At 71.8% G+C, this 26,404-nt stretch carries 22 protein-coding genes; 10 read left to right on the forward strand and 12 right to left on the reverse strand.

The features are described from left to right. Positions 1-34 precede the first annotated feature (34 nt). The gene (locus tag ACTWQR_RS16735) at positions 35-1,117 is read left to right on the forward strand and encodes a LacI family DNA-binding transcriptional regulator (RefSeq protein ID WP_443227856.1); all 1,083 of its coding nucleotides are present in this window, start codon (positions 35-37) and stop codon (positions 1,115-1,117) included. 18 nt (positions 1,118-1,135) lie between these two features. After that, on the forward strand, positions 1,136-3,139 hold the full coding sequence (locus tag ACTWQR_RS16740) for a DUF2264 domain-containing protein (RefSeq protein ID WP_443227857.1): 2,004 nt from the start codon (positions 1,136-1,138) through the stop codon (positions 3,137-3,139). On the opposite strand, the gene ACTWQR_RS16745 is transcribed toward ACTWQR_RS16740, so the two are convergent. Continuing rightward, positions 3,060-3,497, reverse strand: a complete 438-nt coding sequence (locus ACTWQR_RS16745) for an STAS domain-containing protein (protein ID WP_443227858.1) — start codon at positions 3,495-3,497, stop codon at positions 3,060-3,062. The two genes, ACTWQR_RS16740 and ACTWQR_RS16745, sit on opposite strands and share 80 nt — an antisense overlap. A 260-nt stretch (positions 3,498-3,757) precedes the next feature. On the opposite strand from ACTWQR_RS16745, the gene ACTWQR_RS16750 reads away from it, so the two are divergent. From ACTWQR_RS16750 to ACTWQR_RS16770, 5 genes are all read left to right on the forward strand, one after another. Further along, complete coding sequence (locus ACTWQR_RS16750; protein WP_443227859.1) at positions 3,758-4,279, forward strand: hypothetical protein; 522 nt, start codon at positions 3,758-3,760, stop codon at positions 4,277-4,279. Between the two features lie 16 nt (positions 4,280-4,295). Further along, the gene (locus tag ACTWQR_RS16755; RefSeq protein WP_443227860.1) at positions 4,296-4,829 is read left to right on the forward strand and encodes a GNAT family N-acetyltransferase; all 534 of its coding nucleotides are present in this window, start codon (positions 4,296-4,298) and stop codon (positions 4,827-4,829) included. Between the two features lie 107 nt (positions 4,830-4,936). Next, the gene (locus ACTWQR_RS16760; RefSeq protein ID WP_443227899.1) at positions 4,937-6,172 is read left to right on the forward strand and encodes an MFS transporter; all 1,236 of its coding nucleotides are present in this window, start codon (positions 4,937-4,939) and stop codon (positions 6,170-6,172) included. Positions 6,173-6,204: 32 nt separating this feature from the next. After that, entirely contained in the window at positions 6,205-6,588 is a 384-nt protein-coding gene (locus ACTWQR_RS16765) for an ArsR/SmtB family transcription factor (RefSeq protein WP_443227861.1), read from the forward strand. A 6-nt stretch (positions 6,589-6,594) separates the two neighbouring features. Then, entirely contained in the window at positions 6,595-7,131 is a 537-nt protein-coding gene (locus tag ACTWQR_RS16770) for an SRPBCC family protein (RefSeq protein ID WP_443227862.1), read from the forward strand. Positions 7,132-7,135: 4 nt separating this feature from the next. On the opposite strand, the gene ACTWQR_RS16775 is transcribed toward ACTWQR_RS16770, so the two are convergent. The 6 genes from ACTWQR_RS16775 to ACTWQR_RS16800 all read right to left on the reverse strand — a co-directional run bounded on the left by ACTWQR_RS16775 (position 7,136) and on the right by ACTWQR_RS16800 (position 15,308). Beyond that, complete coding sequence (locus ACTWQR_RS16775; protein ID WP_443227863.1) at positions 7,136-9,979, reverse strand: NHLP bacteriocin export ABC transporter permease/ATPase subunit; 2,844 nt, start codon at positions 9,977-9,979, stop codon at positions 7,136-7,138. 1 nt (position 9,980) lies between these two features. Continuing rightward, positions 9,981-12,197 carry an NHLP family bacteriocin export ABC transporter peptidase/permease/ATPase subunit gene (locus ACTWQR_RS16780; protein ID WP_443227900.1) on the reverse strand — a complete coding sequence of 739 codons (2,217 nt, stop codon included), beginning with the start codon at positions 12,195-12,197 and terminating at the stop codon, positions 9,981-9,983. 65 nt (positions 12,198-12,262) lie between these two features. Continuing rightward, a complete protein-coding gene (locus ACTWQR_RS16785) occupies positions 12,263-13,069 on the reverse strand; it encodes an HlyD family efflux transporter periplasmic adaptor subunit (protein WP_443227864.1) in 807 nt (268 codons plus the stop codon). Between the two features lie 168 nt (positions 13,070-13,237). Further along, on the reverse strand, positions 13,238-13,456 hold the full coding sequence (locus ACTWQR_RS16790; RefSeq protein ID WP_443227865.1) for a type A2 lantipeptide: 219 nt from the start codon (positions 13,454-13,456) through the stop codon (positions 13,238-13,240). Between the two features lie 508 nt (positions 13,457-13,964). Next, positions 13,965-14,660, reverse strand: coding sequence for a type 1 glutamine amidotransferase domain-containing protein (locus ACTWQR_RS16795; protein WP_443227866.1), 696 nt, complete (start codon positions 14,658-14,660; stop codon positions 13,965-13,967). Positions 14,661-14,894: 234 nt separating this feature from the next. Next, entirely contained in the window at positions 14,895-15,308 is a 414-nt protein-coding gene (locus ACTWQR_RS16800; protein ID WP_443227867.1) for a PaaI family thioesterase, read from the reverse strand. A 181-nt stretch (positions 15,309-15,489) separates the two neighbouring features. Between ACTWQR_RS16800 and ACTWQR_RS16805 the strand changes: the two genes are divergently transcribed. Further along, positions 15,490-16,809: a S1 family peptidase gene (locus tag ACTWQR_RS16805; protein ID WP_443227868.1), complete on the forward strand. Its 1,320-nt coding sequence runs from the start codon at positions 15,490-15,492 to the stop codon at positions 16,807-16,809. Positions 16,810-17,011: 202 nt separating this feature from the next. Here ACTWQR_RS16805 and ACTWQR_RS16810 read toward each other — a convergent pair whose 3' ends face one another. Beyond that, on the reverse strand, positions 17,012-19,162 hold the full coding sequence (locus ACTWQR_RS16810; RefSeq protein ID WP_443227869.1) for a SpoIIE family protein phosphatase: 2,151 nt from the start codon (positions 19,160-19,162) through the stop codon (positions 17,012-17,014). Positions 19,163-19,304: 142 nt separating this feature from the next. On the opposite strand from ACTWQR_RS16810, the gene ACTWQR_RS16815 reads away from it, so the two are divergent. Continuing rightward, entirely contained in the window at positions 19,305-21,782 is a 2,478-nt protein-coding gene (locus tag ACTWQR_RS16815; protein ID WP_443227901.1) for a SpoIIE family protein phosphatase, read from the forward strand. 10 nt (positions 21,783-21,792) lie between these two features. Continuing rightward, the gene (locus ACTWQR_RS16820; protein WP_443227870.1) at positions 21,793-22,296 is read left to right on the forward strand and encodes a metallophosphoesterase family protein; all 504 of its coding nucleotides are present in this window, start codon (positions 21,793-21,795) and stop codon (positions 22,294-22,296) included. A gap of 48 nt (positions 22,297-22,344) precedes the next feature. Here ACTWQR_RS16820 and ACTWQR_RS16825 read toward each other — a convergent pair whose 3' ends face one another. The 4 genes from ACTWQR_RS16825 to ACTWQR_RS16840 all read right to left on the reverse strand — a co-directional run bounded on the left by ACTWQR_RS16825 (position 22,345) and on the right by ACTWQR_RS16840 (position 26,353). Then, positions 22,345-22,953, reverse strand: coding sequence for an SRPBCC family protein (locus tag ACTWQR_RS16825; protein WP_443227871.1), 609 nt, complete (start codon positions 22,951-22,953; stop codon positions 22,345-22,347). 31 nt (positions 22,954-22,984) lie between these two features. After that, on the reverse strand, positions 22,985-24,088 hold the full coding sequence (locus tag ACTWQR_RS16830; protein WP_443227872.1) for an XdhC family protein: 1,104 nt from the start codon (positions 24,086-24,088) through the stop codon (positions 22,985-22,987). Positions 24,089-24,273: 185 nt separating this feature from the next. After that, positions 24,274-25,458: a vWA domain-containing protein gene (locus ACTWQR_RS16835; RefSeq protein WP_443227873.1), complete on the reverse strand. Its 1,185-nt coding sequence runs from the start codon at positions 25,456-25,458 to the stop codon at positions 24,274-24,276. 46 nt (positions 25,459-25,504) lie between these two features. Continuing rightward, entirely contained in the window at positions 25,505-26,353 is an 849-nt protein-coding gene (locus ACTWQR_RS16840; protein ID WP_443227902.1) for an AAA family ATPase, read from the reverse strand. Between the last annotated feature and the right edge of the window lie 51 nt (positions 26,354-26,404).

Genomic DNA, 26,404 nt, shown 5'->3' on the forward strand with positions numbered 1-26,404 from the left:
CACGTCGGGCGGTCGCGAGGGGAGACACGGGGAGATGGGCAACGACATGGCAGAGGCGGAGCCGACGGCGAAGCGGCGGGTCACGATCCGCGAGGTCGCCGAGCGGGCAGGCGTGTCCATGGCCACCGTGTCGCGCGTACTCAGCGGCAACCACCCGGTGCCGGCGTCCACGCGGGCCCGCGTGCTGCGCGCGGCCCGCGACCTCGACTACGTCGCCAACGCACACGCCCGCGCCCTGGTCGGCGGCGGCCGCAAGATGGTCGCCGTCGTCCTGCGGCAGGTCACCAGCCCCTTCTACGCGCAGGTCGCCGAGGGTGTCGAGGCGGAGGCGGCCGCGCGCGGCTGGCTGTGCCTGGTCGGCGCCACGGGCGGGGACCCGGCGCGCGAACTGGAGTTCGTGCAGCTGATGCGGGAGGAGGGAGCCAGGCTGGTGATCCTCGTCGGCGGAGTCGTCGAGGACGACGCCTACCGCGAGCGCGTGGCCCACTACGCGCACGCCCTCGACTCCGCCGGCGCCCGGCTCGTGCTGTGTGGACGGCCCGCGCCCGACCCCGACATCCCCGCGCTGGTCGTGGAGTTCGACAACGAGGCCGGAGCCCGCGCCATGACCGGCCATCTCCTCTCGGCGGGCCATCGCGGCATCGTCTTCCTCGGCGGACTGCCCGGCAACACGACCCTGGACGCCCGCGTCGCCGGATACCGGGCCGCGCTCGCCGAGCACGGGCTCGGCCCCGAGGCCGCGCACGTCGTCGACTGCGGACTCGGCCGCGGCGCCGGGCACCGGGCGATGGCCGAACTCCTGAAGGACGCCCATGACTTCACCGCTGTCTTCGCCGGTGACGACATGGTCGCCGCCGGAGCCATTCGCGCCATCGGCGAGGCCGGCCTGCGCGTCCCGGACGACATCTCCGTAGTCGGCTACAACGACATCCCGCTCGCGGAGGACTTCAACCCCCCGCTCACCACCGTGCACACCCCCGCGGAAGAACTCGGCCGCGCCGCCGTCCGCATTGCCCTGCGCGACCCCGAACACGCCGCGAACTCCCACCACTTGCTCGGCACCCACATCGTCGTACGCGACAGCGTCCAGCCGCCCCCACCGGGGCGCCCCCACTGACGGAGGACCCACCCCCGCATGACCGCGCCGCATGTGTCGCTCCCCGACCCGACGCACTCTTCCCACCTGCCGCCCCTCGACCCCACCCAGTCACCCGTCACAGGCTGGACCCGAGCACACTGGGAGGCGATGGCCGACCGCCTCCTGGACGGCCTGCTCCCTTATGCCTCAAGGGAGTTGGCCCAGTACCGGCTACCCGGCCGGGCCAGCCACTCCGGGCCCTGGTCCGACGGCCTCGAGGGCTACGCCCGCTCCTTCCTGCTCGCCGCCTTCCGTATCGCGGGATCCGGCGGGCAGGTCTCGCCCGCGCTGATCGAGCGGTACGCGGCCGGGCTCGCCGCGGGCACCGACCCGCACGGCGCCGACCGCTGGCCACCCATCGCCGACCGGTCCCAGCCGATGGTCGAGGCCGCCTCGATCGCGATCGCCCTGCACGAGACGCGACCGTGGATCTGGGACAAGCTCGACGACGCGGTACGCCAGCGGGTGGCGGCGTGGCTGGGCGGGTTCGTCGGGGCCGATGTCAACGACTCCAACTGGCGGCTCTTCCAGGTGATCACGGAGGAGTTCCTCGCGTCCGTGGGAGCTCCGCACAGCCGGGCCGAGATCGATGGCGGCCTCGCACGCATCGAGGACTGGTACCGGGGCGACGGCTGGTACACCGACGGCGACGGCCGCAAGTTCGACTACTACAACGCCTGGGCCCTGCACCTCTATCCGATCCTGTGGGCCCGTATCGCCGGACCGCGCGCGGACCCGGCGCTGACGGCCGTCCACCGGTCCCGGCTGCGGGAATTCCTCGGCGTCCACCAGTACTTCTTCGGCTCCGACGGCGCGCCCGTCCACCAGGGCCGGTCCCTGACGTACCGCTACGCGACGGCCGCCCCGCTGTGGGCCGGCGCGCTCGCCGACGCGACTCCGCTGCCACCGGGGCGTACCCGCCGGCTGGCCTCGGGCGCGCTGAGACACTTCGCCGAACGCGGGGTGCCCGACGAGCGGGGACTGCTGAGCCTGGGCTGGTACCGGCCCTTTCTCCCGGTCACCCAGCGGTACTCGGGGCCCGCCTCGCCGTACTGGGCGAGCAAGGCGTTCCTCGGCCTGCTGGTCCCCGCCGAGCACCCCGTGTGGACGGCTCCCGAGGAACCGGGCCCGGTGGACACGGAAGACGCGTACCTCGCCCTGCCCGCTCCCGGCTGGCTGCTCCACTCGACGGCCGCCGACGGGATCGTACGGCTCGTCAACCACGGCAGCGACCGTCTGCCGCCGCCTCCGGCCGAGGCCGAGGACAGCCCGCACTACACGAAGTTCGCGTACTCCGGTGCCGCGGCCCCCGAAACTCCGGCGGGCGGTCCCGCGACAGGGACGGGGACTGTCACCGGGTTCGACAACCACATCGCCCTGCTCACGGCCGACGGGACCGCCGTCTCCCGGCGCGATCGGATCCACCCGCTGGGTGCCGAAGGGCGGTGTGCCGCGTCCTGGCACCGGGCGGTCCTGCCGGGTTCCGGGGAGGAACACCGCATCGAGACGACGAGCGTGGTCCACGGTCCCTGGGAGGTGCGGGTGCATCGGGTCGAAGGGCCCCCGGGGGCCGTCGTTCGCGAAGGAGGGTGGGCCCTGGCCGATGACAGCGGGCCCTTGGTCGAGTCCACGGGGCCCGGCTGGGCGCTGGCGCGTCGCCAGGGGGACGGCCTCACGAGCGCCGTCGTCGCGCTGCATGGTTGGGGGACGCCCGAGTCCGACGAAGAGGACTGTCTGCCGGGCGGCGCGGTCGCCCGGGCCCGGGGCGCCAACGCCTACGGCGAGTACTCCGCCACTCCCTGTCTCCGGCTGCCCGCCCACCCGGGCCGCTCCCACCTCCTCGTCACCCTCGTCGTGCTCAGCGCCGACCCCGTGCGGCCCTGCGATCCTGGGGCGTTGCGGACGCGGGCAGGAGTGCGGGTCAACCAGGAGGGGGCGGTGGTGATTCGCTTTCCGGACGGGCTGGAGGAGGAAGTTCCGGGAGCGGCGGGAAGCGGCTGAGGAGGTCGGAGGCACGTAGGAGACGGTGGATGCGGGGCTGATCGGAGACGAGACGGAGCGAGCCGCCGTGCTCCTTCGCCCGGCGGTCGGCCCGGCACAGGACGCGCAGCCCCGAGCAGTCGAAGAAGTCGACCGGGCGGAGGTCCACCAGGACCTGGTGGGCCGGGCGCGCGGCCGCGGCGTCCAGGTGCTCGGCCAGAGCGCCTGCCGTCGCCATGTCGATCTCGCCCAGCACCTCGACGACCGTGAACCCGCCCCTCAGGTAGCTGTGGGCGTACGGATTCGCCGCCGGGAGTCCGGACCCCGTCGAGCCGCACTCGGGGGGTCGAGCGGCATGGTCATGGGTTTCCGGCGGCATGTCGGGTCCACCTCGCGCGGGAGAGGGCGCATTTGATCTCGGTAGTTACCCGGACGGAGCCGGAACCATCCCTGCCGCTCACTCCGCAAGATCTGGTTCACTCGACCCAGTGAATTTTGGCTTCACTGGTTGACTTTTGGTCTTAGTGGTCTCTCAACGTGCCCTGCCCAAAGGGGTGTTGTGGACGTAGAGTCGCTGTGCTGCCCAAGTCCCCGGTGGCATCGCTTCTCGTGCGACTGTCGGACCAAGGAGGGTTGGCAGTGGGTACGCCGGTACGCACTCCGTCGGGCGGGCCGCCGCTGCTGACCGAGTGCGGGCTCATGGAGCCCGCTTTGGAGATGGAGTTCACCGCTCATTTCTCCCGTGCGGACGGGGAGTTGGCGGCGGAGGCGGCCGCTGTGGCGGTGACGCGCGTGATCGAGGCCCCGCTGTCGTTCCTCTCCCCGGTGCTCGACGCCGGCCGCGCCGCGAGCGGATGTCTGCTGGCGCGCAGCGGCGCCGACCTGTGCAGGATCGTCCTCACCGCGGACCCTGTGGGCATCACCGTGGCGGCCACCGATGACGTCAAGGTCTCGCTGGACACCGTCGACCAGGTCACCGCCAGGAACCTGCCGCTCCTGACCGTCGTCGACGGACTGAACGTGCACCACGGGCCGGACGGCCATGTGTGGGTCGTATGGCGGGGCTCCTGGCGGCGGACGGGCCCCACTCCGGAATCCGCCTCCCCGTCGGCCTCGCAATCCACCTCGGAACCCACCCCGGAAAGAGCCGCCCAGCCTTAATGCATATGATGTGCAAGTGCATAGCTACTGCATAAGAACGGCGACCTCCGACGACCTCGACGGCGCGCGGTCCGTGATGCTCGACACCGTCTACCGGGACTTCGGCACCGGATACGTACCGCACTGGCACCGCGACATCATCGGCCTCGACCACGCCTACCTCGTGCCCGCCCGGCACGCCCTGCTGGTCGCGGTCGACGAGCGGGACGGCACCGTGGCCGCGACGGCCGCGCTCGATTCCCGGGGCCCGGCGCATCCGCCGAACCCCCGTCACCTCGCCGAACGCTATACCTCCGGCGAGACCGCCCAGCTGCGCCGCGTCTACGTACGCCCCGAGCACCGGCGACGGGGCCTGGCCCGGCGCCTGGTCGACGCGCTGCTCGACTTCGCGGCCGCGGACGGCGGTTACCGGGCCGTCTACCTGCACACGGATCCGGCGGTGCCCGGTGCCGAGGCGTTCTGGCGCTCGCTGGGCAAGGTGGTCCACGACGAGCGCGCGGAGCCCGGCGGCGAGCAGGGGATCGTGCACTTCGAAGTTCCGCTGTCCTGAACCACTTCACCCTTCCGGGGCGCCCTTCCCCCTGCTCCGACGGGCGCCCCGCTCGCACCGCTCGTCGCACCGCAGCGGGCCGTCCCCAGCGGAGGGTCCTTTCCTCGCTGCGGACCTTCGCCGCTCTCTCGCCGCTGCTCCGGCTTCTCATCCTCACCCAACTCGCCTTCAACGTCGGCTTCTTCGCCGTGCTGCCCTTCCTCGCGGAGCACCTGGGTACGGCGATCGGCATGGCGGGCTGGCTGGTCGGACTGGTGCTGGGCCTGCGCACCTTCAGCCAGCAGGGGCTGTTCGTGGTGGGCGGCGCGCTGGCCGACCGGTACGGGGTCCGGCCGGTGGTGCTCGCGGGCTGCGTGCTGCGGATCGCGGGCTTCGGCTGGCTCGGCCACGCGGAGGCGAGCTGGACGGTCATCGGCGCCGTGCTCCTGATCGGCTTCGCCGCCGCGCTGTTCTCGCCCGCCGTCGAGTCGGAGGTGGCCCGGCAGGCGGTGTGCCGGGAGGAGGCGGGCGACGGCCCGCGTACCCATGTACTGGCTCTGTTCACCGTTGCGGGCCAGGCCGGGGCGTTCCTCGGCCCGCTCCTCGGCGCGCTGCTGCTGGCCGTGGACTTCCGCACGGTCTGCCTGGCCGGTGCCGGAGTCTTCGTACTCGTCCTGGCCGGACACGCGCGGCTGCTCCCGCAGCGCATCCCCGGCCGGGCCCATGTGAAGAGCCGCGGCGGTGTCCGCCGCCTGGTGCGCAACCGTCGCTTCCTGGCCCTGTGCGGTGCGTACGGCGCCTACCTGCTCGCGTACAACCAGCTCTACCAGCTCCTCCCCGTCGAAGTGGAGCGCACGGCGGGCTCGCAGGCGCCGCTGGCCTGGCTGTTCGCCCTCTCCTCGCTACTGGTCGTGACGGCCCAGTTGCCGGTCACGCGCTGGGCAGGAGACCGGCTCGACCTGCGCCGTTCCATGGTCGCGGGGCTGCTGCTCATCGCGGCGGGCCTCGCTGTCGTGGCCGCGGCCCGGCCCGCCGGGTGGACGGGAACGGTGGGGCTCCTTCCCGCGGCCGGCTACGTCGTCCTGCTCACCCTCGGCCAGATGCTCGTCGCGCCCGCCGCCCGCGCCTGGATACCCGACCTCGCCGACGACGGCAGGCTCGGCCTCTACACGGGCGCGCTGTCCTCGGTCTCAGGTCTCATCGTCCTCGCGGGCAGCGCGGTCACGGGGTCCCTCCTCGACGCCGGCCTCCCGCCGGCCGTGCCCTGGCTCGTCGTCGCCGCGATCCCCGTGGCGGCGGTCGCCCTGCTGCCCCGACGCCGCGCCGCGCCGAACCGAGCCCGCCCCGAGAGCAGTATGCCTTGACGAGAATATAACCACCAAGGCATATTGGTGGCATGTCCGACGCTTCCCTCTGGACCGCCCTCGCCGACCCGCACCGGCGGGCCATCGTCGCGTTCCTCCTGGAGCGGCCGCGGCCCGTCGGTGAGATCGTCGAGGCGTGCGGACTGAGCCAGCCGAGCACGTCGAAGCACCTGAAGGTGCTGCGGGACGCCGGCCTGGTGCGCGTGCGCCAGGACGCGCAGCGCAGGGTCTACGCCCTCGACCCGGCGCCGATCGCGGAGCTCGACGCGTGGCTGGCCCCGTACCGCAAGCTCTGGAACGCCGGCCTCGACGCGCTGGGCCGACGCCTGGACGAGACGGCGACCACGGCCACGGCGGCACCGACAACGGGGGAGTCGTCGGACGCAGGCAGCCAAGACCCCACCCCGAAGGACTGAGTCACCATGTCCACGGAACCCACCACCCCCACCGGTACGTACCTCACCCTCGACGACGGCCGCCCGGCCGTCCGCTTCAGCCGCACCTACGATCACCCGGTCGACCGCGTCTGGCAGTTCGTGACGGACACGGACGAACTGGCCCATTGGTTCCCGTCGCGCGCCGTGATCGAGCTGCGCGTCGGCGGCACGGTCCGGTTCAGCGACGATCCGAACCTGGAGGACTCGACGGGTCATGTCCTCGCCGTCGATCCGCCCCGGCACCTCTCCTTCGACTGGGGCGGTGATGAACTGCACTTCGATCTCGAGGAGTTGGACGAGAAGCGCACCCGCTTCACGCTCACCAACGTCCTCGTGGCCGAAAACACCGCCGCTCGCAACGGTGCCGGCTGGGAGGTGTGCCTCACCGCTCTGGACGCATGGGCCCGAGGTGAGCGGTTCGACGGCCCGCACGCCGGTGCCGACGCGCCCTGGCAGGAGATCTACGCCCGCTACGTCGAGGCCGGAGTCCCTTCAGGAGCCTCCGTTCCGGGGCTCGACTGACCGCTCACTGCATCTGCCGCCGCACCAGCTCGTGCAGCCGCCCGCCCGTGTCCGCGAGCAGCTGCGCGGGCGGGCCCTGCTGGGCGACCTTGCCGTCCTCCATCACGATGACGCGGTCCGCGTCCATGACCGTGGACAGGCGGTGCGCGATCATCACGCGCGTGGCGTTCAGGGCGCGGGTGCTCTCGATCACCGTGCGCTGGGTCTCGTTGTCCAGCGCGCTGGTCGCCTCGTCGAAGAAGAGGATGCGGGGGCGGCGTATCAGCGCCTGGGCGATCATCAGGCGCTGGCGCTGGCCGCCCGAGACCGCGCCGCTGCCGGAGACGATGGTGTGCAGGCCCATCGGCATGCGCTTGATGTCCTCGGCGAGACCGGCCATCTCGGCGGCGGCCATCGCCTCCTCCGGGGTGTACGGCTCGGTGCCGCAGATGACGTCCAGGATCGAGCCGGTGAACGGCTGCGCGTGCTGGAGTACGACACCGCACTGGCGGCGTACGGCCGACTGGTCGAGCGCCGCCAGGTCCTGGCCGTCGAACAGCACACTGCCCGAGACCGGCTTGTCGAAGCCGATGAGCAGCCGCAGCAGGGTGGACTTGCCGCAGCCGCTGGGGCCGACGATCGCCACGAACTCGCCCGGCCGGATCTCGAAGGACACGTCGTCGAGGACGAGCGGACCGTCGTCGGTGTAGCGGAAGGACAGCTTCTTCGCCTCGATGGCGCCGCGCAGTTCGGCGGGGCGGGTGCTCGCCACGCGGACCTCGGGTGTCGCGTCGAGAACCGGCTTGATCTCCTCGAACATCGGCAGCGCGGCGACCATCGAGACGAAGGAGCCCGTGAGCTGGGTGACCGAGGTCAGCAGCATGGTCATGGAGGTGTTGAACGTCAGAAAGGCGGCGGCCGAAAGGGATCCGCGCGCGGGGCCTGCCAGCAACATGAACATGATGAGCGAGCAGAGCGGCAGGTACACCGCGCCCAGCACCGTCGTGAGGTTCTTGATCCGGCCGACCCGCTGCTGGAGCTCACGGCTGCGGGCGAACTCGCCCGCCCAGGCCGCGTACGCGTAGTTCTCCGCTGCCGCGACCCGCAGCTTGGGCAGGCCTCGCAAGGTCTGGAAGGCCTGGTTGTTGAGCTTGTTGCTCAGCACGACAAGACGGCGCTGCCAGCGTATCTGCCACAGGCCGAGCCCGAGGAACACGGCGGCGATCACCACGAGCATGCCGATCGCGGCGAGCGCCATGGGGACGCTGTACCAGAAGAGGAGCACGAGATTCATCGCGCCGACCGTGCCCGACTGGACGATCACCGGGCCGACGCCCGCCATCATGCGGCGGATGCCGCTGATGCCCATGGCTGCACTGGCCAGTTCGCCGGTCGAGCGGGAGGTGAAGAACTTCGTCGGCAGCCGCAACAGCCGGTCCCACACGGCCGGTTGCAGCGTGGCCTCGATACGGCCCTCCAGCCGCAGCATGGTCAGGTTCTGCATCAGCATGAAGGCCGCCGACACGACACTGGCGATCACGATGGCCAGGCAGAACTGGACGATCAGGCTCTCCTGGGCCTTCGGCACGAACTCGCCCAGCACCTTGCCGGTGGCGATCGGCACCAGCGCGCCGAGCGCCACCGTCACCAGCCCGCTGACCGCGAGATTGCGCATGTCGCCGCCGGTGCCCCGGAGGCTGAACCGCAGCAGCCGCAGCGGGCTCAACGCGCGCTCGGGCAGCGGCCGGTAGAACATGACCGCGCGCGCCTCGAACTCCGCAGCGTTGGCCTTCTCGACGGGAGTCTCCCGGCCGCTCGACGGATGTACCGCCACGTATCCGCCGCGCCGCCACAGCAGCGCCGCCGGAGCGCCTGACGCGACCCGGTGCCCGACGAGCGGACCGATGTTGTCGCGCCACCAGCGCCCGTCGAGGCGCACGGCGCGCACGCGGACGCGGGAGGCGAGCGCGATCTGCTCCACCGGGTCGAGGCGGTCGCTCTCCGTGCCGCCCTGCCCGGGGTCGGCGAGCGTGATCCCGGCCGCGCGGGCGACGAGTTTGCAGGCGGCGTACGTGGCGTCGGCGTCCGCCGAGCCCGAACGCGACCCCGAGGTTTTGGACATGGAGGCGATGAGCGTTTGGTCGGCCTGGGCGCGGACCGCCTCACCGGCCTTGATGCCCGCGGCCGTACGGTTCTCGTGGGTGCGCTCCAGTTGCTCTATCCAGCGGTCGAGCGTGGCGAGCAGCCGGTACTGCTGGTCGACCAGGGCCTGCCACATCGCCGGGTCGACCAACAGGTCGGCGGCGGCCTCGGCGCCGTACATGGAGCCGTACTGCACGCTGCCCGGCGGCACCTGCATCCACAGGATGTCTTCGTCGGTCAGCACGGCGTCGCGCTCGGTGGCGAGGGGCGCCTCGAACAGGATGGCCAGTCCGCGGCCGACGCCGAGCGAGAGGGCGTACTCCAGGGGGCTCGTGGCGGGCGGTACGTGCTGGGGGTTGCCGTACTCGTCGTACGTCCAGGTCTCGGTCTGCGGGGGCTGGTACAGCTCGCGCAGCGCGATGCGGCGCAGTACGCACTCGCGCAGCGGCCTGCCGACCAGGGTGTGCTGGGGTCCCGCGACCGGGCCGAGCAGCAGGGAGCCCGCTTCGAGGCGGCCGAGGTGATGCCAGTGGCCCTGCTGGGCCGCGTCGACGGCGAACAGGTCCATGGCGCCGGACACGACGAGCCACAGCACGTGCGGGCCTTCGAGGTCCAGTCGGGTGAGGCCGGAGCCGTCGACCGGGGTGCCCATGCCGCCGAGCGCGGCGAGGACGTAGTCGCCCTCGGTGACGGGTTGGGTGACGGGTTGTTCGTACGGGGACGTCATCTCATCGCTCCCTGACCAGCTCGGCGTACGCGCCGCCGGCCGCCACCAGGGCGTCGTGACGCCCGCGTTCCACGATCGTGCCGTGCTGGAGCACCACGATCTCGTCGCTGTCCCGCACGGTGCTGAGCCGGTGCGCGATCACCACGCAGGCGCAGCCGCGCTTGCGGAGGTTGTCGATGACGGTCTGCTCGGTCTCCGCGTCCAGGGCGCTCGTCACCTCGTCGAGCACCAGGATGCTGGGCCTGCGCACCAACGCCCGTGCGATTTCCAGGCGTTGACGCTGGCCGCCGGAGAAGTTGCGTCCGTCCTGCTCGACGCGGCTCTGGATGCCGCCCGGGCGGCGCGTGACCACGTCGTACAGGGCCGCGTCCTCCAGCGCCGCGATCACCGCGTCGTCCGGGACCGACGGGTCCCACAGCGCGATGTTGTCGCGGACCGTCCCCTCGAAGAGGAACACGTCCTGGTCGACGAAGGAGACGGAGGCCGCGAGCGCGCCCCGGGGGATGTCGTCCAGACGCTGCCCGTCGATACGGATCACGCCCTCCCAGGGTGCGTAGAGCCCCGAAATCAGCCTGGACACCGTCGACTTGCCGCTTCCGGAGCCGCCGACCAGCGCGACCTGCTGGCCGGGGCCGACCGTCAGCGAGAAACCGGACAACAGCGGCTTGTCGAGGGGGCTGTAGCCGAACGTGATGTTCTCCAGCTCCACATGGCCGTGCAGCCTGCGGGTGCTGTCGGCCCCGCCGCGGCGCGCATAGATCGGGTCGGCCTCGAAGTTCTCGACGTCCTTGAGACGCGCCACGTCGGCCGCGAAGTCCTGGATGCGGCCCGCGACACCGTTGAGCCGGGTGATCGGCGCGGTGAAGCGGGTCACCAGCGCCTGGAACGCGACGAGCAGGCCGACGGATATGCCGCCTTCCACGGCCCGCATACCGCCGATCCACAGGATCAGCGCACTGTTGACGGACGCGAGTGTCGGCGCGACCACACCCAGCCAGGCACTTGGCACACCGAGGCGCTGCTGCTCCTCCAGCGTGGTCGCGTGCTGCCCGGCCCACTTGCGGAAGTAGCCCTCCTCGCCGCCCGTCGCCTTCATCGTCTCGATCAACTGCAGCCCGGTGTACGCCGTGTTGGTCAGCCGCGCGCTGTCCGCCCGCAGCTTCGCCGTACGCGTGGCCCGAAGCCGGATCACCACGCGCATCGCCACGATGTTGAGCAGCGCGACGCCGATGCCCACCGCCGTGAGCTGCGGGTCGTACGTGTAGAGCAGCACGGCGTACAGGACCACGACGACCGCGTCCACGCCGGCCGCCGCGAGGTCCCGGGCCAGGGTCTCGGCCACCGCGTCGTTGGACTGGAGCCGCTGCACCAGGTCGGCCGGACTGCGCTGGGCGAAGAAGGTGACCGGCAGGCGCAGCAGATGGCGCAGGAACTTCGCGCTGCTGAGCGTGGACGAGATGATGCGGCCGCGCAGCAGGTTCGCCTGCTGCAGCCAGGTCAGCACGACCGTCAGCAGCACTGTCGCGCCCATCGACGCGAACAGCACCCCGAGCAGCGAGGTCTGCCCGCCGATCAGGAACATGTCGATGTACTGCCGGCTGAGCGCGGGCACCGCGGCGCCGACCGCGACCAGCAGCAGGCTCGCCAGGACCGCCGCCGGCATGGTGCCCGAGGTGCCGCGCAGCCGGGCCGGCATGGCCCCCATGACGCCTGGCTTGCGGCCGCCCTTCTTGAAGTCCGGACCCGGCTCCATGACCAGCACGACACCGGTGAAGCTCGTGTCGAAGTCCTCCATGGGGACGAACCGGCGGCCCTTGCCGGGGTCGTTGATGTGCACCCCGCGTCGGCCGAAGCGGCGCCCCATGCCGTCGTAGACGACGTAGTGGTTGAACTCCCAGAACAGGATCGCGGGCGCCTTCACCTCGGCGAGCGCGGTCGTGTCCATCTGCATGCCCTTGGCCGTGAGGCCGTAACTCCGCGCCGCCTTCAGCAGGTTGCTGGCCCGCGAGCCGTCACGCGAGACACCGCAGGCGATGCGCAGCTCCTCCAGCGGGATGTGCCGGCCGTAGTGGCCGAGCACCATCGCGAGCGAGGCGGCGCCGCACTCCACGGCCTCCATCTGCAGGACGGTGGGCGTACGGACGGTCCTGCGCCGGCCCTTGGGGACCGTACGCTTCGGCGGCGCGGCCCGGCGCCTGCCCCGTACGGGCGGCGGCAGTTGGGATCCCGAGGTGCCCGAGGTGCTCACGGTGGCCGAGGTGCCCGCCTGTTCCTGGGGTGCGGTCACGGGAGCAGCCAATCGATCGGACGCTGATCGGCCAGGCGGATCGAACCGTCGGCCACGGTCATGGAGTCGAGCCGGAACGGCGGGCCCTCGGCCGACGACCACTTGTAGCCGGACTCCGTGCCGGACGAACGGTCGAGGCGGACGAGGACGGCCACCGGCCTGCCCTTCTTCGTGAACTGTTCGCCGAGCTGGCTGTCGCCGAGGAAGGCGGCGATCTGCTGCTCGCTCTGGGCGGCCCGGTCGACCGACTTCACATGGCCGCGCAGCACCCCGTACTGCTGGGTCGGCGCCGACTGGACGGTGAGGTCCACGGCCGCGTTCGAGGGAATGGAGGCGGCGTTCTCGGCGGGCACGTACACCGTCGCGTACAGCGGATCGTCGGCGCCGGCGACCTTCTCCACGGCGGCGACGTTCGCGCCGGTGGTGATGATCGCGCCGATCGTGGCGGCCAGGCCGGTGATCCGGCCGGCAGCGACGCTGCGGACGACTGTTTCGCCCTTTTCCGTACGGACCTTGAGCACGGGAGCGTTCGCGGCGATCCGCCGGCCCTGCTTGGCGAGGACCGCGGTGACCTGGCCGGCGACGGGACTCTGCAGGAGGTAACTGCCCTGTCCGTGCGTGAGGATGGCGGGCGCGCTCACCGTGGACGCCACGGAACCCGTCACGGCCCAGACCGACGCGGCCGCCATGACGACCACCGTCACGGACAGCACGAGCCAGCCCTGGGGGCGGGCGAAGCGCACCGGCAGGTCGAGCTCTTCCGGTGACTGCAGCTTGGCGAGGGCCTGTTGGCGGAACTGCACGGGACTTCCCTCACCTGCGACTGATGAGCGGCTCAGGGGCGAGCCGACTGATTCACGGCATCCGGATGACGTGACCCGTGGGACAGCATCCGGTTTGCGGCACCCGAGAGTCCCGGAACCGGGAAGCGGTTCCGGGACTCAAGGCGAACTATGCGATCACAGAAGTGATCAGAGGCCGGAGACCAGGCCGCTGACCGCGCCGGTGTTCAGGCCGGTCGCGCCCTCAACGGTGCCGACGACCGCGCCGACGAGCGGGGTGACACCCGGGGCGACCTGGTCCAGCAGACCGGTGACGGTGCCAACGGCGTTGACCGAAAGGCCGCCGGAGACGTTGTCGAGCTCGGCGTCGGAGATCTCGACGGTCTGGACCTGGGGGGTGGAGTTCATGATGGAACTTCCCTTCCTATTGGTATTCACAAGGGGGGAGCGGCCCCCTCTGGGGGACAGATGGTCGGCCGCGACCGCGAGCGTCCGGAACCCGGAAACGAGAACCGTCGACGACCCCCGCGGTGCAAAGGATCAAAGCACGGTGCCGTGGCAGGCATCCAATCAACGGCCTATGTGATCAGGGCATTTGAGCCCCGGAACGACCTATCCGTGCAGGCGTGCTCACGCCTCGGTGCCGACTTCTTCACATGGCCCCTGGGTGATTCACATTCCGGCGGTGGGGGACGCGGTCCCGAATCGGGCACTCCTCGCAAAGGCGCGGCACGCGACGGATCGCTGTGCAGATTCGTCGCGTGCCGTGACCCGGGTGCGTATTCGATGTGCAGATTTCCTGAAGCCAGGATTCCGCTCCATCGCACGAACGGGCTGTTACCAGGTGGTAGCGGAGTGCAAAGAGGTGGCCTGTGTTACCGGAGTGGCGTCAATCCGGCGCCTTCTCGAGGAGCCGTCAGGCCAGCTTCTTGAGGAGTTCGGTGGCGAGCGGGGCGGAGGAAGCGGGGTTCTGGCCGGTGACGAGGTTGCGGTCGACGACCACGTACGGCGCCCAGGGCTCGCCCTCCTGGAAGTCGGTGCCGATCTCCACCAGGCGGTCCTGGAGCAGCCACCTGGCCTTGTCGGCGAGCCCGGCCTGCGTCTCCTCGGTGTTGGTGAAGCCGGTCAGGCGGTAGCCCGCGAAGGCGTTGTCGCCGTTCCCCTTGGTGGCGGCCAGCAGCGCGGCCGGGCCGTGACAGACCACACCGAGCGGCTTGCCGGACTCCAGGGCGAGGGTGAGGAGCCTGCCCGAGTCGGCGTTGACCGCGAGGTCCTCCATGGGGCCGTGGCCGCCGGGGTAGAAGACGGCCGCGTACTCGTCGAGGTCCACGTCCTCGACCCGGATCGGATGCCGCAGCTCGGTGAGGGAGGCGAGGGTGGCGGCGACCTTGTCGGCGCCGTCCTGGCCGCCGTTGACCTCGGCGGCCAGGCTGCCCCTGTCCACGGTCGGCGCGACGCCGCCCGGGGTGGCCACGACGATCTCGTGGCCCGCGGCCTTGAAGGCCTCGTACGGGGCGACGACCTCCTCCGCCCAGAAGCCGGTCGGGTGCTTGGTGCCGTCGGTGAGAGTCCAGAAGTCGACACCGGTCACTACGAAGAGAATCTTTGACATGCCTCGAAGGTAGGCCGATGGTGCATCCAGATCCAATAGGGGATCCATTGGGGGTCATCGGATTCTCGATGGCATCACGGGAATAGACCCGAATGGCGCCTTTCGGCCCGCCCGAATGGATTCCGGACTTTCCGGACTTCTGGATTTCGGACGTTCAGGACTCCGAGCCCCCGGACGTCGGGGACTTCGAGCCCCCGGACGTTGAGGTCTTCGGGACCCCGAACAGCGAGGCCTTCAGCCGAGCAGCGCGTACACCGTGCTCGCGCGGGCCGCGATCTCCTCCGTGCCCTCGGCGGTCATCGTGATGTCGGCGAACGCCATACGCCGGCCGAGTTTGGTGACGACCGCGTCGATCAGGACGTCCGAGTCCGTGACCGCGCGCTGGAACGCGGTGGACTGCTGGACCGTGGTCATCGGCCCGTACGAGCCGCGAGCCACCGACACCGCGATCACTGTCGCCGTGTCCGCCGCGGCCATCAGCGCCTGACCGGACAAGGAACCGCCCTCGCGCGCGAGCAGCCCGGACCAGGGCAGCCGCAACACCGCACGGTGCGCTCCCAACGATTCGACGGACAGGCCGAGTTCGATCACCCAGGGGGCGAAGTTGTCCGCGAGGATCTTGTCCGCATCGGCGGTGGTCAGCGTCATGCGGCCATTGTTCCCCGCCGTCGGCGGGCGGATGCCGTGCACACGGATTCGCGCTTTCGCAAAGGAAGTTGGGAAACCACGTTGAACGCCACACCTGGCGCATCCGTACCAACAGCCATCCAGGCGCCCGCAGTCAGCTGCCGAACGGCGGCTCGGACCCCGTCCCCAGGAGGTCAGGAAGTTGAGTCACAAGCGGATACCGAAGCGCAAGGCCGTCATAGCCGCAGGCAGCGTGGTGGCGCTCGGAGCAGCGGCACTGATCCTGCCGAACGCGATGGCGTCCCAGACCGACGCGACGGAAGGCGCCGCCCCCAGAACGATGCAGGCCGCGGACGCGTCGGACCTCGCCTCGCAACTGTCCGAACAGCTCGGTGAAGCCTTTGCCGGTGCGTACTACGACTCGGACAAGCAGCAGCTCATCATCAACGTCGTGGGCGACAACAACAACATCGTCCTCCAGGCGGAGCAGGCGGGCGCGGTCGTTCGTGAGGTCGCCAACAGCACCACCGAACTCAAGTCGGCCTCGCAGACGCTGAAGTCCGAGGCGACCATTCCCGGCACCTCGTGGGCCGTCGACCCCAGGACGAACAAGATCCAGGTCACCGCCGACAGCACCGTCACGGGTGCCAACTGGGACCAGCTGGAGTCGACCGTCCAGAGCCTCGGCACGGGCATGGCGACCATCAAGAAGTCCGCCGGTGAGTTCAAGACGTTCGCCGAGGGCGGCGACGCCATCTTCGGCGGCGGATCACGCTGCTCGCTCGGCTTCAACGTCGTCGCCGACGACGGCAGCCCGGGCTTCCTGACCGCGGGTCACTGCGGTGTCGCCGCCGCCGAGTGGTCGGACTCGGAGGCGGGCGCGCCGATCGGCACGGTCGAGACGGCCACGTTCCCCGGCGACGGCGACTTCGCGCTCGTCAAGTACGACGACCCGGCGACCGAGGCACCCAGCACGGTGAACACCGGCCAGCAGAGCGTGGAGATCACGCAGGCCGCGGAGGCCGCCGTCGGCCAAGAGGTCATCCGGATGGGCAGCACCACCGGCCTGTTCGACGGCCAGGTCACGGGCCTCGACGCCACCGTGAACTACCCGGAGGGCACGGTCACCGGCCTCATCCAGACCAACGTCTGCGCGGAGCCCGGCGACAGCGGCGGCTCCCTGTTCACCGCGGACGGCAGCGCGATCGGCCTGACCTCGGGCGGCAGCGGCGACTGCACCGTCGGCGGCGAGACCTTCTTCCAGCCGGTGACCACCGCGCTGGCGGCGGTCGGCGCGCAGATCGGTGCGGGGGGCGCCGCCGGTGGAGCTGGTGCCGGTGAGGACGCCGGTGCTGGTGAAGAAGCCGGAGCTGGCGAGGAGGCCGGTGCTGGTGAGGAAGCCGGTGCTGGTGAAGAAGCCGGAGTAGGCGAGGAAGCCGGTGTCGGTGAAGAGGCGGGCGTCGGTGAGCAGGCCGATGACGGTGTAGTGGGCGACGGCTCGGGACTGACGGACGACCAGTGATCTGACCGTACGCCAGTAACGACCGTGGAAGCGCGGCTCGGTCCTCCGGCGGGAGGACCGGGCCGTTCCGCGTTGTGGTGGGGGAATTGGGCCGGTGTGTCTTCTGCGGGGGCGTGGGGGCTGGTCGCGCAGTTCCCCGCGCCCCTTAGGGGCCCGGCCCCGGGCCCTGCCGGCGCCCCTGCCCCGCCCTTTACGGAGCCCGTCAGATGTCCCGCGTGCGAAGCAGCAGCAGCGCCACGTCGTCGACCCGCTCCTCGGCCGTTCCGCTGTGCTGTACGAGGCTGTCGGCCAGCTCGTCCAGTGGCCGGTCGCCGATCTCGGTGAGCCGCTCCGCGAGCCCGGCCAGCGCGTCCTCGATGTCGATTCCGGGGGACTCGATCAACCCATCGGTGTAGAGGACGAGCAGCGAGCCGGGGGCGAGCGCGACGTCGGTCGTGGGGTAGGTGGCGGCCGCGTCGATGCCGAGCAGCGGTCCGCCCGCCAGGTCGAGCACCCGCACCTTCCCGTCCGGCCGTTTCAGCAGGGGCGGCGGATGTCCCGCACGGGCCATCACGACCTTGCCGTGTGCCGGGTCCAGACGCAGATAGATGCAGCTCACGAAGAGCTCGGAGCCCAGGTCGATCAGCAGCCGGTTGGTGCTGCGCATGACCTCCCCGGGCAGCTGGCCGACGGTCGTGTACGCCCGTACGGCGGTACGGATCTGCCCCATGAGCCCGGCCGCGGTGACGTTGTGGCCCTGTACGTCGCCGATCACCGCCGCGGCCTCCCCGGACGTCGGCACCAGGTCGTAGAAGTCGCCGCCGATCTCCATGCCCCGGGTGGCGGGCAGATAGCGGGCGGCCGCCTCGATGCCGGGCAGCGACGGCAGGGAGTGCGGCAGCAGGGCGGCTTGCAGACCGTGCGCCAGCTGGTGCTTGGCGTCGTACAGGCGGGCCCGCTCCAGGGCCTGCGCGATCAGACCGCTGAGGCTGGTCAGTACGGCGCGCTCGTCGGCCGGGAAGGGATGCGGTTCGGCGTACGCGAGGACGCAGGTGCCCACCGGCCGCCCGGACGCGATGAGCGGCAGATACGCCCAGGCCGCCATGGGGTCGGGCGTGGCGTCCCGGGCCGGGTAGAGGTGCTCCAGCTGGCGTCGGGATTCGAAGAAGGCGGGCACACCGGTGATCAGCGCGTGCGCGCCGGGCGTCTGCTCGGTGAGCGGCATCCCGTCGAACCGCTCCACGACGTGCGGATCGGGATAGCCGTGATGCCCGAGGACGTGCAACCGGCCGGCCTGCGAGCCGAGGATCACCAGCGCCTGGCTGCCGACAGCGGGCGCGATCTCGTCCGCGACCAGCTGCACCACGTCCTGCACCCCCACCGCCTCGGTGAGCGCGCCGGCCAGGCTCAGCACCTGCGAGATGGTGACCAGGCGCGTGCCGGTGTCCCCGTGCTGCAGCCCCCCACCGCCCGCCCGCGCGACGGCCCGGGCCCGGGTGATGCGCACGGTCAGCCCGCTCGTACTCGGATAGAGCCGGAACGACAGCCAGTCCGCGGGCGGGCGGAGCGCCACGAACGACGTTTCCTGCTGGCCGAACAGCGCGGCACGGTAGCGGTCCTCGTAGACCGGGTCGTTGAGCCATGGCACGGACGCCCACAGCTGCGTACCGAGCAGACCGCTGACCGGCAGACCGAGCAGCTCGGCCGCCGTCGCGTTGGCGAAGGTGACCCGGCCCCGCAGATCCAGCGCGCACAGCCCGTACGGCAGCCGCGCCACCATCCGCGCGGCCTCCACCGTGCCCAGCGTTCCCGCCACGGTCGCCGCCGACGCCGGAGCGAGCAGATCGGGCTCGGGGCGGATCGGGTGGCCCTCCTCGACGGCCCGCTCCAGCCGTATCGCGAGCCGGTCGCAGGCAGCACTGAGATGGTCCCGCTCCCGGTCGGACAGCTCGGTCGGACGAGTGCCGGGCCAGGTCACGAAGATCGCCCCGTACGTGGCCCAGTCGGTCGCCACCGGCATCGCGGCCAGCGCGAAGGGGTACGGCAGGACCACGGAGATCCGCGGATAGTGGCGGGCCATCTCCTCCTCGCCGGGGATCCACACGAGCCGCCGGTCGCGTGCCGCCTCCGCCACCGGGACCGGCGCACTCAGCCCCACCCGCTCCCAGGGCGCGGCGAACGCCCTGGGCAGCCCCGCCATCACCGCCATCTCCAGCACCTGCTCACCGGGAGTCAGCAGGTACACCGCGCCCGAGTGCGCGTGCACGTCGTCCATGAGCGCGGCCAGCGTGAGCGACAGCAACGGCCGGCCGACCGGCGCGGGGGCGGGATCCGGCCCCGGCCCGGACGCATGCCAGTCCGACACGCCGACCACCTCCTCCCTCGGACGCGCGAAGGAGTCCAGGCAACAAGGCTCCCTCCCGGGGGCGGTTCCCGCACGGCGAGGGGACACGACATCGCACACACGCTCGCCCGAACGGTCACAGGGGCTGCGCGAGAGTCCCGGAAGCGCTGTAATTGCGGACGTGGTCAGTGAGGGCGCTGCGGGACGCAGAACGAGAACGCTGCGTGCCGAACTTGCCCTGAAAGCGCTCCACGCGGACCTCGGCTCACGCGAACGGCTACGGAGCGTGCTCGAGTACGTGCTCGTCTACAGCGGTGCGACGATCGCCACCGGGTACGCCACGGGAGACCGCGGTGACCAGCTGTGCCTGATCGAGTCGGCGGGCGTACCCCGGATCCTGTACGGGCTGCGGGACAGCTACCCGCTCACCGGCGACTCGCCCGCGGCGGACGCCTACCGTCGCGGGCAGTCCCTGTGGCTCGGCCCCGAGGAACTCGCCGTGAGCAGCCCCGGCGCCCGGCGGATGCCGGCCGGGGACTTCTGGCTGGCCGCCCTGCCGCTGCCGGTGGATCCGCCGGGCGGCGGCTGTCTGCTCGCCGCGACCGAGAGCCCGGGCGGCTTCGACACCGAGGACCGCGCGTGCCTGGAACTGCTCGCCGAGGCCATCGCCTTCCCGCCCTCGACCGGGCCGGCCGACACGGACGAACTGCCCAGCAGCTCCTTCAGCCTGGCCATGGACTCGGGGCGGGTCGAGGTCGACGACGAGATGCTGGAGCTGTTCGGGCTCGACCGCGACGACTTCGACGGCAAGGTCGAGACGCTGCTGAGGATGACCGTGCCGGAGGACCTGCCCGCGCTGATGTCCGTGGTGGAGGCGGACCACATGTCCATCGGCGACCGGGAGCTGGAGTTCCGCATCCTCCAGCCCTCCGGCGAGCAGCGGTGGCTCAGGCTGCGCGGGCACTTGCTGCCCGCGGCCGACGGGCGCCCGTCCCGGCTGGTGGGCACCGTCGCGGACGCCTCCAAGCTGCGGTCCGGCGTCAACGAGGTGGCCCGCGTCCAGCGTCTCGCCGCAGCCCTCGCCACCGCGGGCACCGTCCGTGACGTCAGCCAGGCCGTCGTCACCGCCCTGCGCCGGCCCCTGATGGCCGACCGGATCGCCCTCGCCGAGCTGGAGGGCGACCGGCTCGTCGTGACCGTCCTGGATCCGCCGGAGCCGGAGGCCTGGCCCGAGGTGTGGCGCACCGAGTGGCGCTCGGAGTGGCCCGACGCGCCCGTGCGCAGCATGCCGACCCTGGCGGCCGCCCTGCGCGACGGGCGCGCGGCGATCTGGCCCGCCGGCACCCCGCTGGAACCCACCCTCGCCGACGTCGGCCCCGGCGGCCTCGCCGTCCTGCCGCTGCCGGCCGGCGGCCGCATGGCAGGCGCCTGCCTGATCGGCTGGGACGCCCCGCATGACTTCGGCCCCGACGAGCGCGCCCTGCTCACCGCCTCCGCCGGCCTCGCGGGCCAGGCCCTGATGCGCGCGCACGCCTTCGACGCCGAACACGAACTCGTCGGCATGCTCCAGCGCACCCTGCTCCCGCGCCGGCTGCCAACCCTGCCCGGCGCGGTCGCCGTCGCCCGCTATCTGCCCACCACGGAGGGCCTGGAGGTCGGCGGCGACTGGTACGACGTGATCCCCTTGCCCGACAACCACGTCGCCCTCGTCATCGGCGACGTCCAGGGGCACAACGCCCAGGCCGCCACCGTCATGGGCCAGATGCGCACCGCGCTGCGCGCGTACGCCGTCGAGGGCCACCCGCCGGACGTGGTGGTCTCCCGCGCCAACCGGCTGCTCATGGACATGGGGACCGACCTCTTCGCCACCTGCTGCTACGTCGACGTCGACATGGCGGAGGGCACCGCCTGGTGCGTACGCGCCGGACATCTGCCCCCCGTCCTGCGCCACCCGGACGGCACCACCGAGATCGTGATCACGGAGGGCGGACCGCCGCTCGGCGTCATCACGCAGGCCGACTTCCCGATGAGTCCGCTGCCGCTGCGGCCGGGCACGGTCCTGGCCCTCACCACGGACGGCCTGGTCGAGTCGTCCGAACTCGACCTGGAGGACGGGATGAACCGGTTGGCCGACGAGCTGGCCGCCGGCGACCCGGCCCACCTCGGACCCATCGCCGACACCCTGCTGACCTTCGCCAACCGCAGCGACGACGTGGCCCTGCTCCTCATGCGCTACGACGGCCTGGACGTGCGGCCGCTGCGCGAGACCTGGACGGTGTGGCGGGTACCCCAGGCCGTCGGGCATGCCCGACGCTTCACCAAGCGCACCCTGCGCGTCTGGGGCGTGACGGAGGAGTCCGACGCCATCCTCCTGATCGTCTCCGAACTGGTCACCAACGCCCTCGTGCACACCGACGGCCAAGTCCGGTTCGACCTCACGCTCATCAACGACCGCCTGCGTGTCGCGGTCGCCGACGCCTCACCGCGGTCGCCCATCAAGCCCACCAGTATCGGCTGGGAGGCCACCGGGGGCCGCGGCATCCTCCTCGTCGAGGCCTTGTCGGCGGCCTGGGGAACGGTCCCGGTCAGTGGCGGCAAACAGGTGTGGGCCGAGATCGTCCTGACCGAACCCAGACCGCGACCGGTCTAGGCTGACAGGTGTGCGTCTTCTGCTGATGTCCGACACCCACGTCCCCAAGCGCGCCAAGGAATTCCCCGCGCCGCTCCTCGCCGAACTCCCGCGCGCGGACGTCGTGATCCACGCCGGTGACTGGGTGGACGTCGCCACGCTCGACCTCCTGGAGAGCCGGTCGAAGCGTGTCATCGGTGTGTACGGCAACAACGACGGCCCCGCGCTCAGAGCCCGCCTCCCCGAGGTCGCCCATGTCGAACTGGACGGCCTGCGCTTCGGAGTCGTCCACGAGACCGGCCCCGCCCAGGGCCGCGAACCCCGCTGCGCCGCACGCTTCCCCGACCTCGACGTCCTGGTCTTCGGCCACAGCCACATCCCCTGGGACACCACGGCACCGACCGGCCTGCGCCTCCTCAACCCGGGCTCACCCACCGACCGCCGACACCAGCCGCACTGCACGTACATGACCGCGAGCGTGACGGACAGCGAACTGACCGACGTACAGCTGCACCGGCTGCCGCCCCGGGGATGACGTACACCCGCGGCGGCCTCCGTCACATCGACGCGGTCATCGCCCACTTCAGTGGCGGCGGCGCCTGAGCCGCAGCACGATCAGCGCCGCGACGACGGCCCCCGCCGCGGCGGCCAGAGCGCGCCTGGCGACCGACGGACCCGCCGTGCGCAGGAGATCGATCGGTTCGGCGGGCGCGGGTGTGGTGACCGTCGGCTCGCTGACGCCGGGTTCGGTCCGATGGAGCCGCTCGGACAGACACGCGGCGAACTGCCCGACCAGCTTGTCGCCCACCTCGGCCAGCACGCCGCGCCCGAACTGGGCGGGACGCCCGGTCACCGTCAGATCCGTGCGCACCGACACCGCCGTCCCGCCGTCCTGTCCGGTGAGCGTGCCCGTGACGGTGGCTCGCGCCGTGCCCTGGCCACGGGTCTCCTTGCCGCCGGCGATGAGCACCATCCGGTGCGCGGACTCGTCCTGCTCCTCGAAGACGGCGGTACCCCGGTACGTCACGGTGATCGGACCGACCCGGACCTTCACCGAACCCGTCACGGTCTTGCCGTCGTAGTCCTCCACCGTCGCACCGGGCATGCACGGGGCGATCCGTTCGATGTCCAGGAGCATCGGCCACGCCTCCTGAACCGGGGCGGGGACGGTGAACTCGTGGTGCAGTTCCATCTGTTCCTCCTCGTCATTGTTCCCGCGCTCGTCATCGTTCCCGTGGGTGGATCGCCCCGGCCGTCGCCGTCAGCGGAGCGCCGCTGCCGCCCCATCGCAGCGCGACGATCTCGGCGGCGACGGACACGGCCACCTCCTCGGGCGTACGCGCCCCGAGGTCGAGGCCGACCGGCGAACGCAGCCGAGCCAGCTCGGGCGCACCGAGCCCGGCGTCCCGCAGCCGTTTCATCCGCTCGTCGTGCGTACGACGGCTACCCATCGCTCCGATGTACGCGGCCGGGCGGCGCAGCGCCTCCTCCAGGAGCGGGACGTCGAACTTCGGGTCATGGGTGAGGACGCAGATCACCGTACGCTCGTCGGTGGCGGTGTCGTGCAGATAGCGGTGCGGCCACTCGACGACGACCTCCACGCCCTCCGGGAAGCGTTTCGGGGTGGCGAACACGGGGCGCGCGTCGCACACGGTGACCCGGTAGCCGAGGAAGGCGCCGATCCGGGCCACCGCCGCCGCGTAGTCGATCGCGCCGAAGACCAGCATGCGCGGCGGGGGAGCGAAGGAGTGCAGGAAGACCGTCACGGCGTCCTCGCGCCGCTCGCCGCGCGGACCGTAGTGCCGCTGTCCCGTGGCGCCCAGGGCCAGTTCGCCCCGCGCGTCGGCGGTCACCGCGACGTCCAGGCCCGTCGTGCCGAGCGTGCCGGAGACCTCGTCCGCCCAGACGGCGAGCGTCGCGCCGCGCGGCGCCGGGCCGTCGATCACCGTCGCCACGGTCACCGGCCGGCCGGCCGCCACCGACTCCGCGACCGCCCCGAAGGACGGATCGAGAGCGGGCGTGACCGGCCGTACGAGGAGGGTGATCTCCCCGCCGCAGGTGAGCCCGACGGCGAACGCGTCCTCGTCGCTGTACCCGAAGGTCTCCAGGCGGGGCTCGCCGGACTCCACCACTTCCCGGGCAAGTTCGAAGACCGCGCCCTCGACACAACCGCCGGACACGCTGCCCACGACCTCGTCGCCCGGCCCGACCGCCATGGCCGCACCCGGATCCCGCGGCGCGCTCCGGCTGACGGCGACGACCGTGGCGAGACCGAAGGGGGAGCCGGCCGCGTACCACTGGCTGAGCGCGGGGAGGATGTCACGCATCGCTTGTTCCTTTCACCGGCATTACCGGCATTACCGTCACTGCCGCTGCTACCGGCATCACCGGCATTACCGTCACTGCCGCTGCTACCGGCATCACCGGCATTACCGTCACTGCCGCTGCCACCGGAACCACCGTCACCGTCGCTGTCGCCGCTGTCCGGCCCTGGCTGGGCGCCGGGGGAGTCTCACGCACCCGCCGTTTCATGGTCGGCTCCTCTCACCACCGCCGCCAGACGTTCCAGCGCGGCCAGGCTGTGCCCCTCGACGAACGCGTCCACGCTCGGCAGCGCCGCCGCCATCCCGGCGGCCAGGGGCGCGTAACCGGGACGGGCCTTGCGCGGATTGGCCCAGATCACCCGGTGCGCCAGCCGGTGCAGACGCCGCATCTGGGCCGCGAGCAGCTCCGGATCGCCGCGCTCCCAGCCGTCCGACAGCACGACGACCACCGCGCCGCGCGCCATGCCGCGCTGCCCCCAGCGGTCGAGGAAGGCACGCAGCAGCTCGCCGAGCCGGGTGCCGCCGCGCCAGTCCGGTACGGCCGCCGCGACCGCGGCCAGCGCCGTGTCGGGGTCGCGGTGCGTCAGCTCGCGGGTCACCCGGGTCAGCCGCGTACCGATGGTGAACACCTCCGTACGCACCCGGGTACCCCGCGCGGCGGCGTGCGTCGCGGCGTGCGCGAAGCGCAGCAGCGCGTCCGCGTACGCCGCCATCGAACCGCTCACATCCACCAGCAGCACCACCCGCCGCGGCCGCTCGGCCCGCGCCCGCGACCGCGGCAGCACGGGTTCGCCGCCCCGCCGCAGCATCTCCCGTACGGTGCGCCGCGGATCGACGACCCCGCGCCGGGCCGGCCGCAGCCGTGCGGTACGCCGGGGCTCGCCGCGCAACGCGAACGCGGCTAGCAGGCGCCGCAGTTGGCCCCGCTCGGCCTCGCTGAGCCCGGCGAAGTCACGGTGCCGCAGCACTTCGGCGGAACTCGCGAGGACGGCCGTGGGCACGGCGTCCCGCTCACCCTCGACCCGCGTACGGGGAGCGGGCCCCGCATCCCGTACGACCGCCCGGAGCCGCGGCGGGGGAGCGGCGCGGGCCGCCCACCGCTCGGACCGCGCGCCCCCGAAGTACGCGGCGAACACCCGGTCGTACCGCTCCAGATCGTCCCGGCACCCGCACAACGTGAGCCGACCCGACCAGTACATGTCGGACCGCGCCGCGGGCCGCAGCACGTCGAGCGCTCCGAGGAAGGCCTGTACGCGGTCGGGTCCTGCGTCGACCCCGGCGGCGCGCAGGGCGCGGGCGAAGCCGACCAGGACGGCGGGCGCGTCGACCTCGACCGATCCGGGCCGGCCCTCGCCGCCGACAGCGCGCTCCATCCGCCTCACCCCTTGTCTCCCGACCGTGCTCATCTCCCGAGCAGGCTCATCTGCTGAGCAGCGCGGCCAGATCGAGCCCGCGGGCCCTCTCCACGTCCTCCCGGTACTTCAGCACCGAGCCGAGCGTCGCCACCGCCAGCTCCGCGTCGACCTCCGTCGCTCCCAGCGCGTCCAATGCCTCCGCCCAGTCGATCGTCTCCGCGACTCCCGGCGGCTTCACCAGATCCTCCGCACGCAACGCCTGTACGAGGGCGGTCACCTGCTCGGCGAGCCGTGCCGTCACGCCCGGCAACTGCCCTCGTACGATGGCGAGTTCGCGGGCGAAGCCGGGGTGGTCGAACCAGTGGTAGAGACAGCGCCGCTTCAGCGCGTCGTGGACCTCGCGGGTCCGGTTCGACGTGAGGACCACGACCGGCGGCAACTCGGCGCGCAGAGTGCCGAGTTCGGGGATCGTGACCGTGTACTCGGACAGCAGTTCCAGCAGGAAGGCCTCGAACTCGTCGTCGGCCCGGTCGACTTCGTCGACGAGCAGCACGCACGGCTGGGTCTCCAAGGCCCGCAGGAGCGGCCGGGCGATCAGGAACCTCCGCCCGTACAGCTCACTCTCGAGCCGGTCCACGTCGGCGACACCGGCCGTCTCCGCCGCGCGCAGGTGCAGCAACTGGCGCGGGAAGTCCCAGTCGTACAGGGCCTGCGAGGCGTCGATGCCCTCGTAGCACTGAAGTCGGATCAGCGGAGCGTCCAGCGCGGCGGCGAGGGCCGACGCGAGCGAGGTCTTGCCCACGCCCGCGTCGCCCTCGCAGAAGATGGGCCGACGCAGTCTGAGGGCGAGGAAACACGCGACCGCCAACCCGTCGTCGACCAGATATCCCGTCGCTTCGAGACGCTCGCGCACGTCGTCGGGCCGCGTGAGCCACTCCGGCCCCTCGGCGGCCGACCCGCCACC

Source organism: Streptomyces sp. 2A115, from assembly GCF_052245575.1.
Classification (GTDB): Bacteria; Actinomycetota; Actinomycetes; order Streptomycetales; family Streptomycetaceae; genus Streptomyces.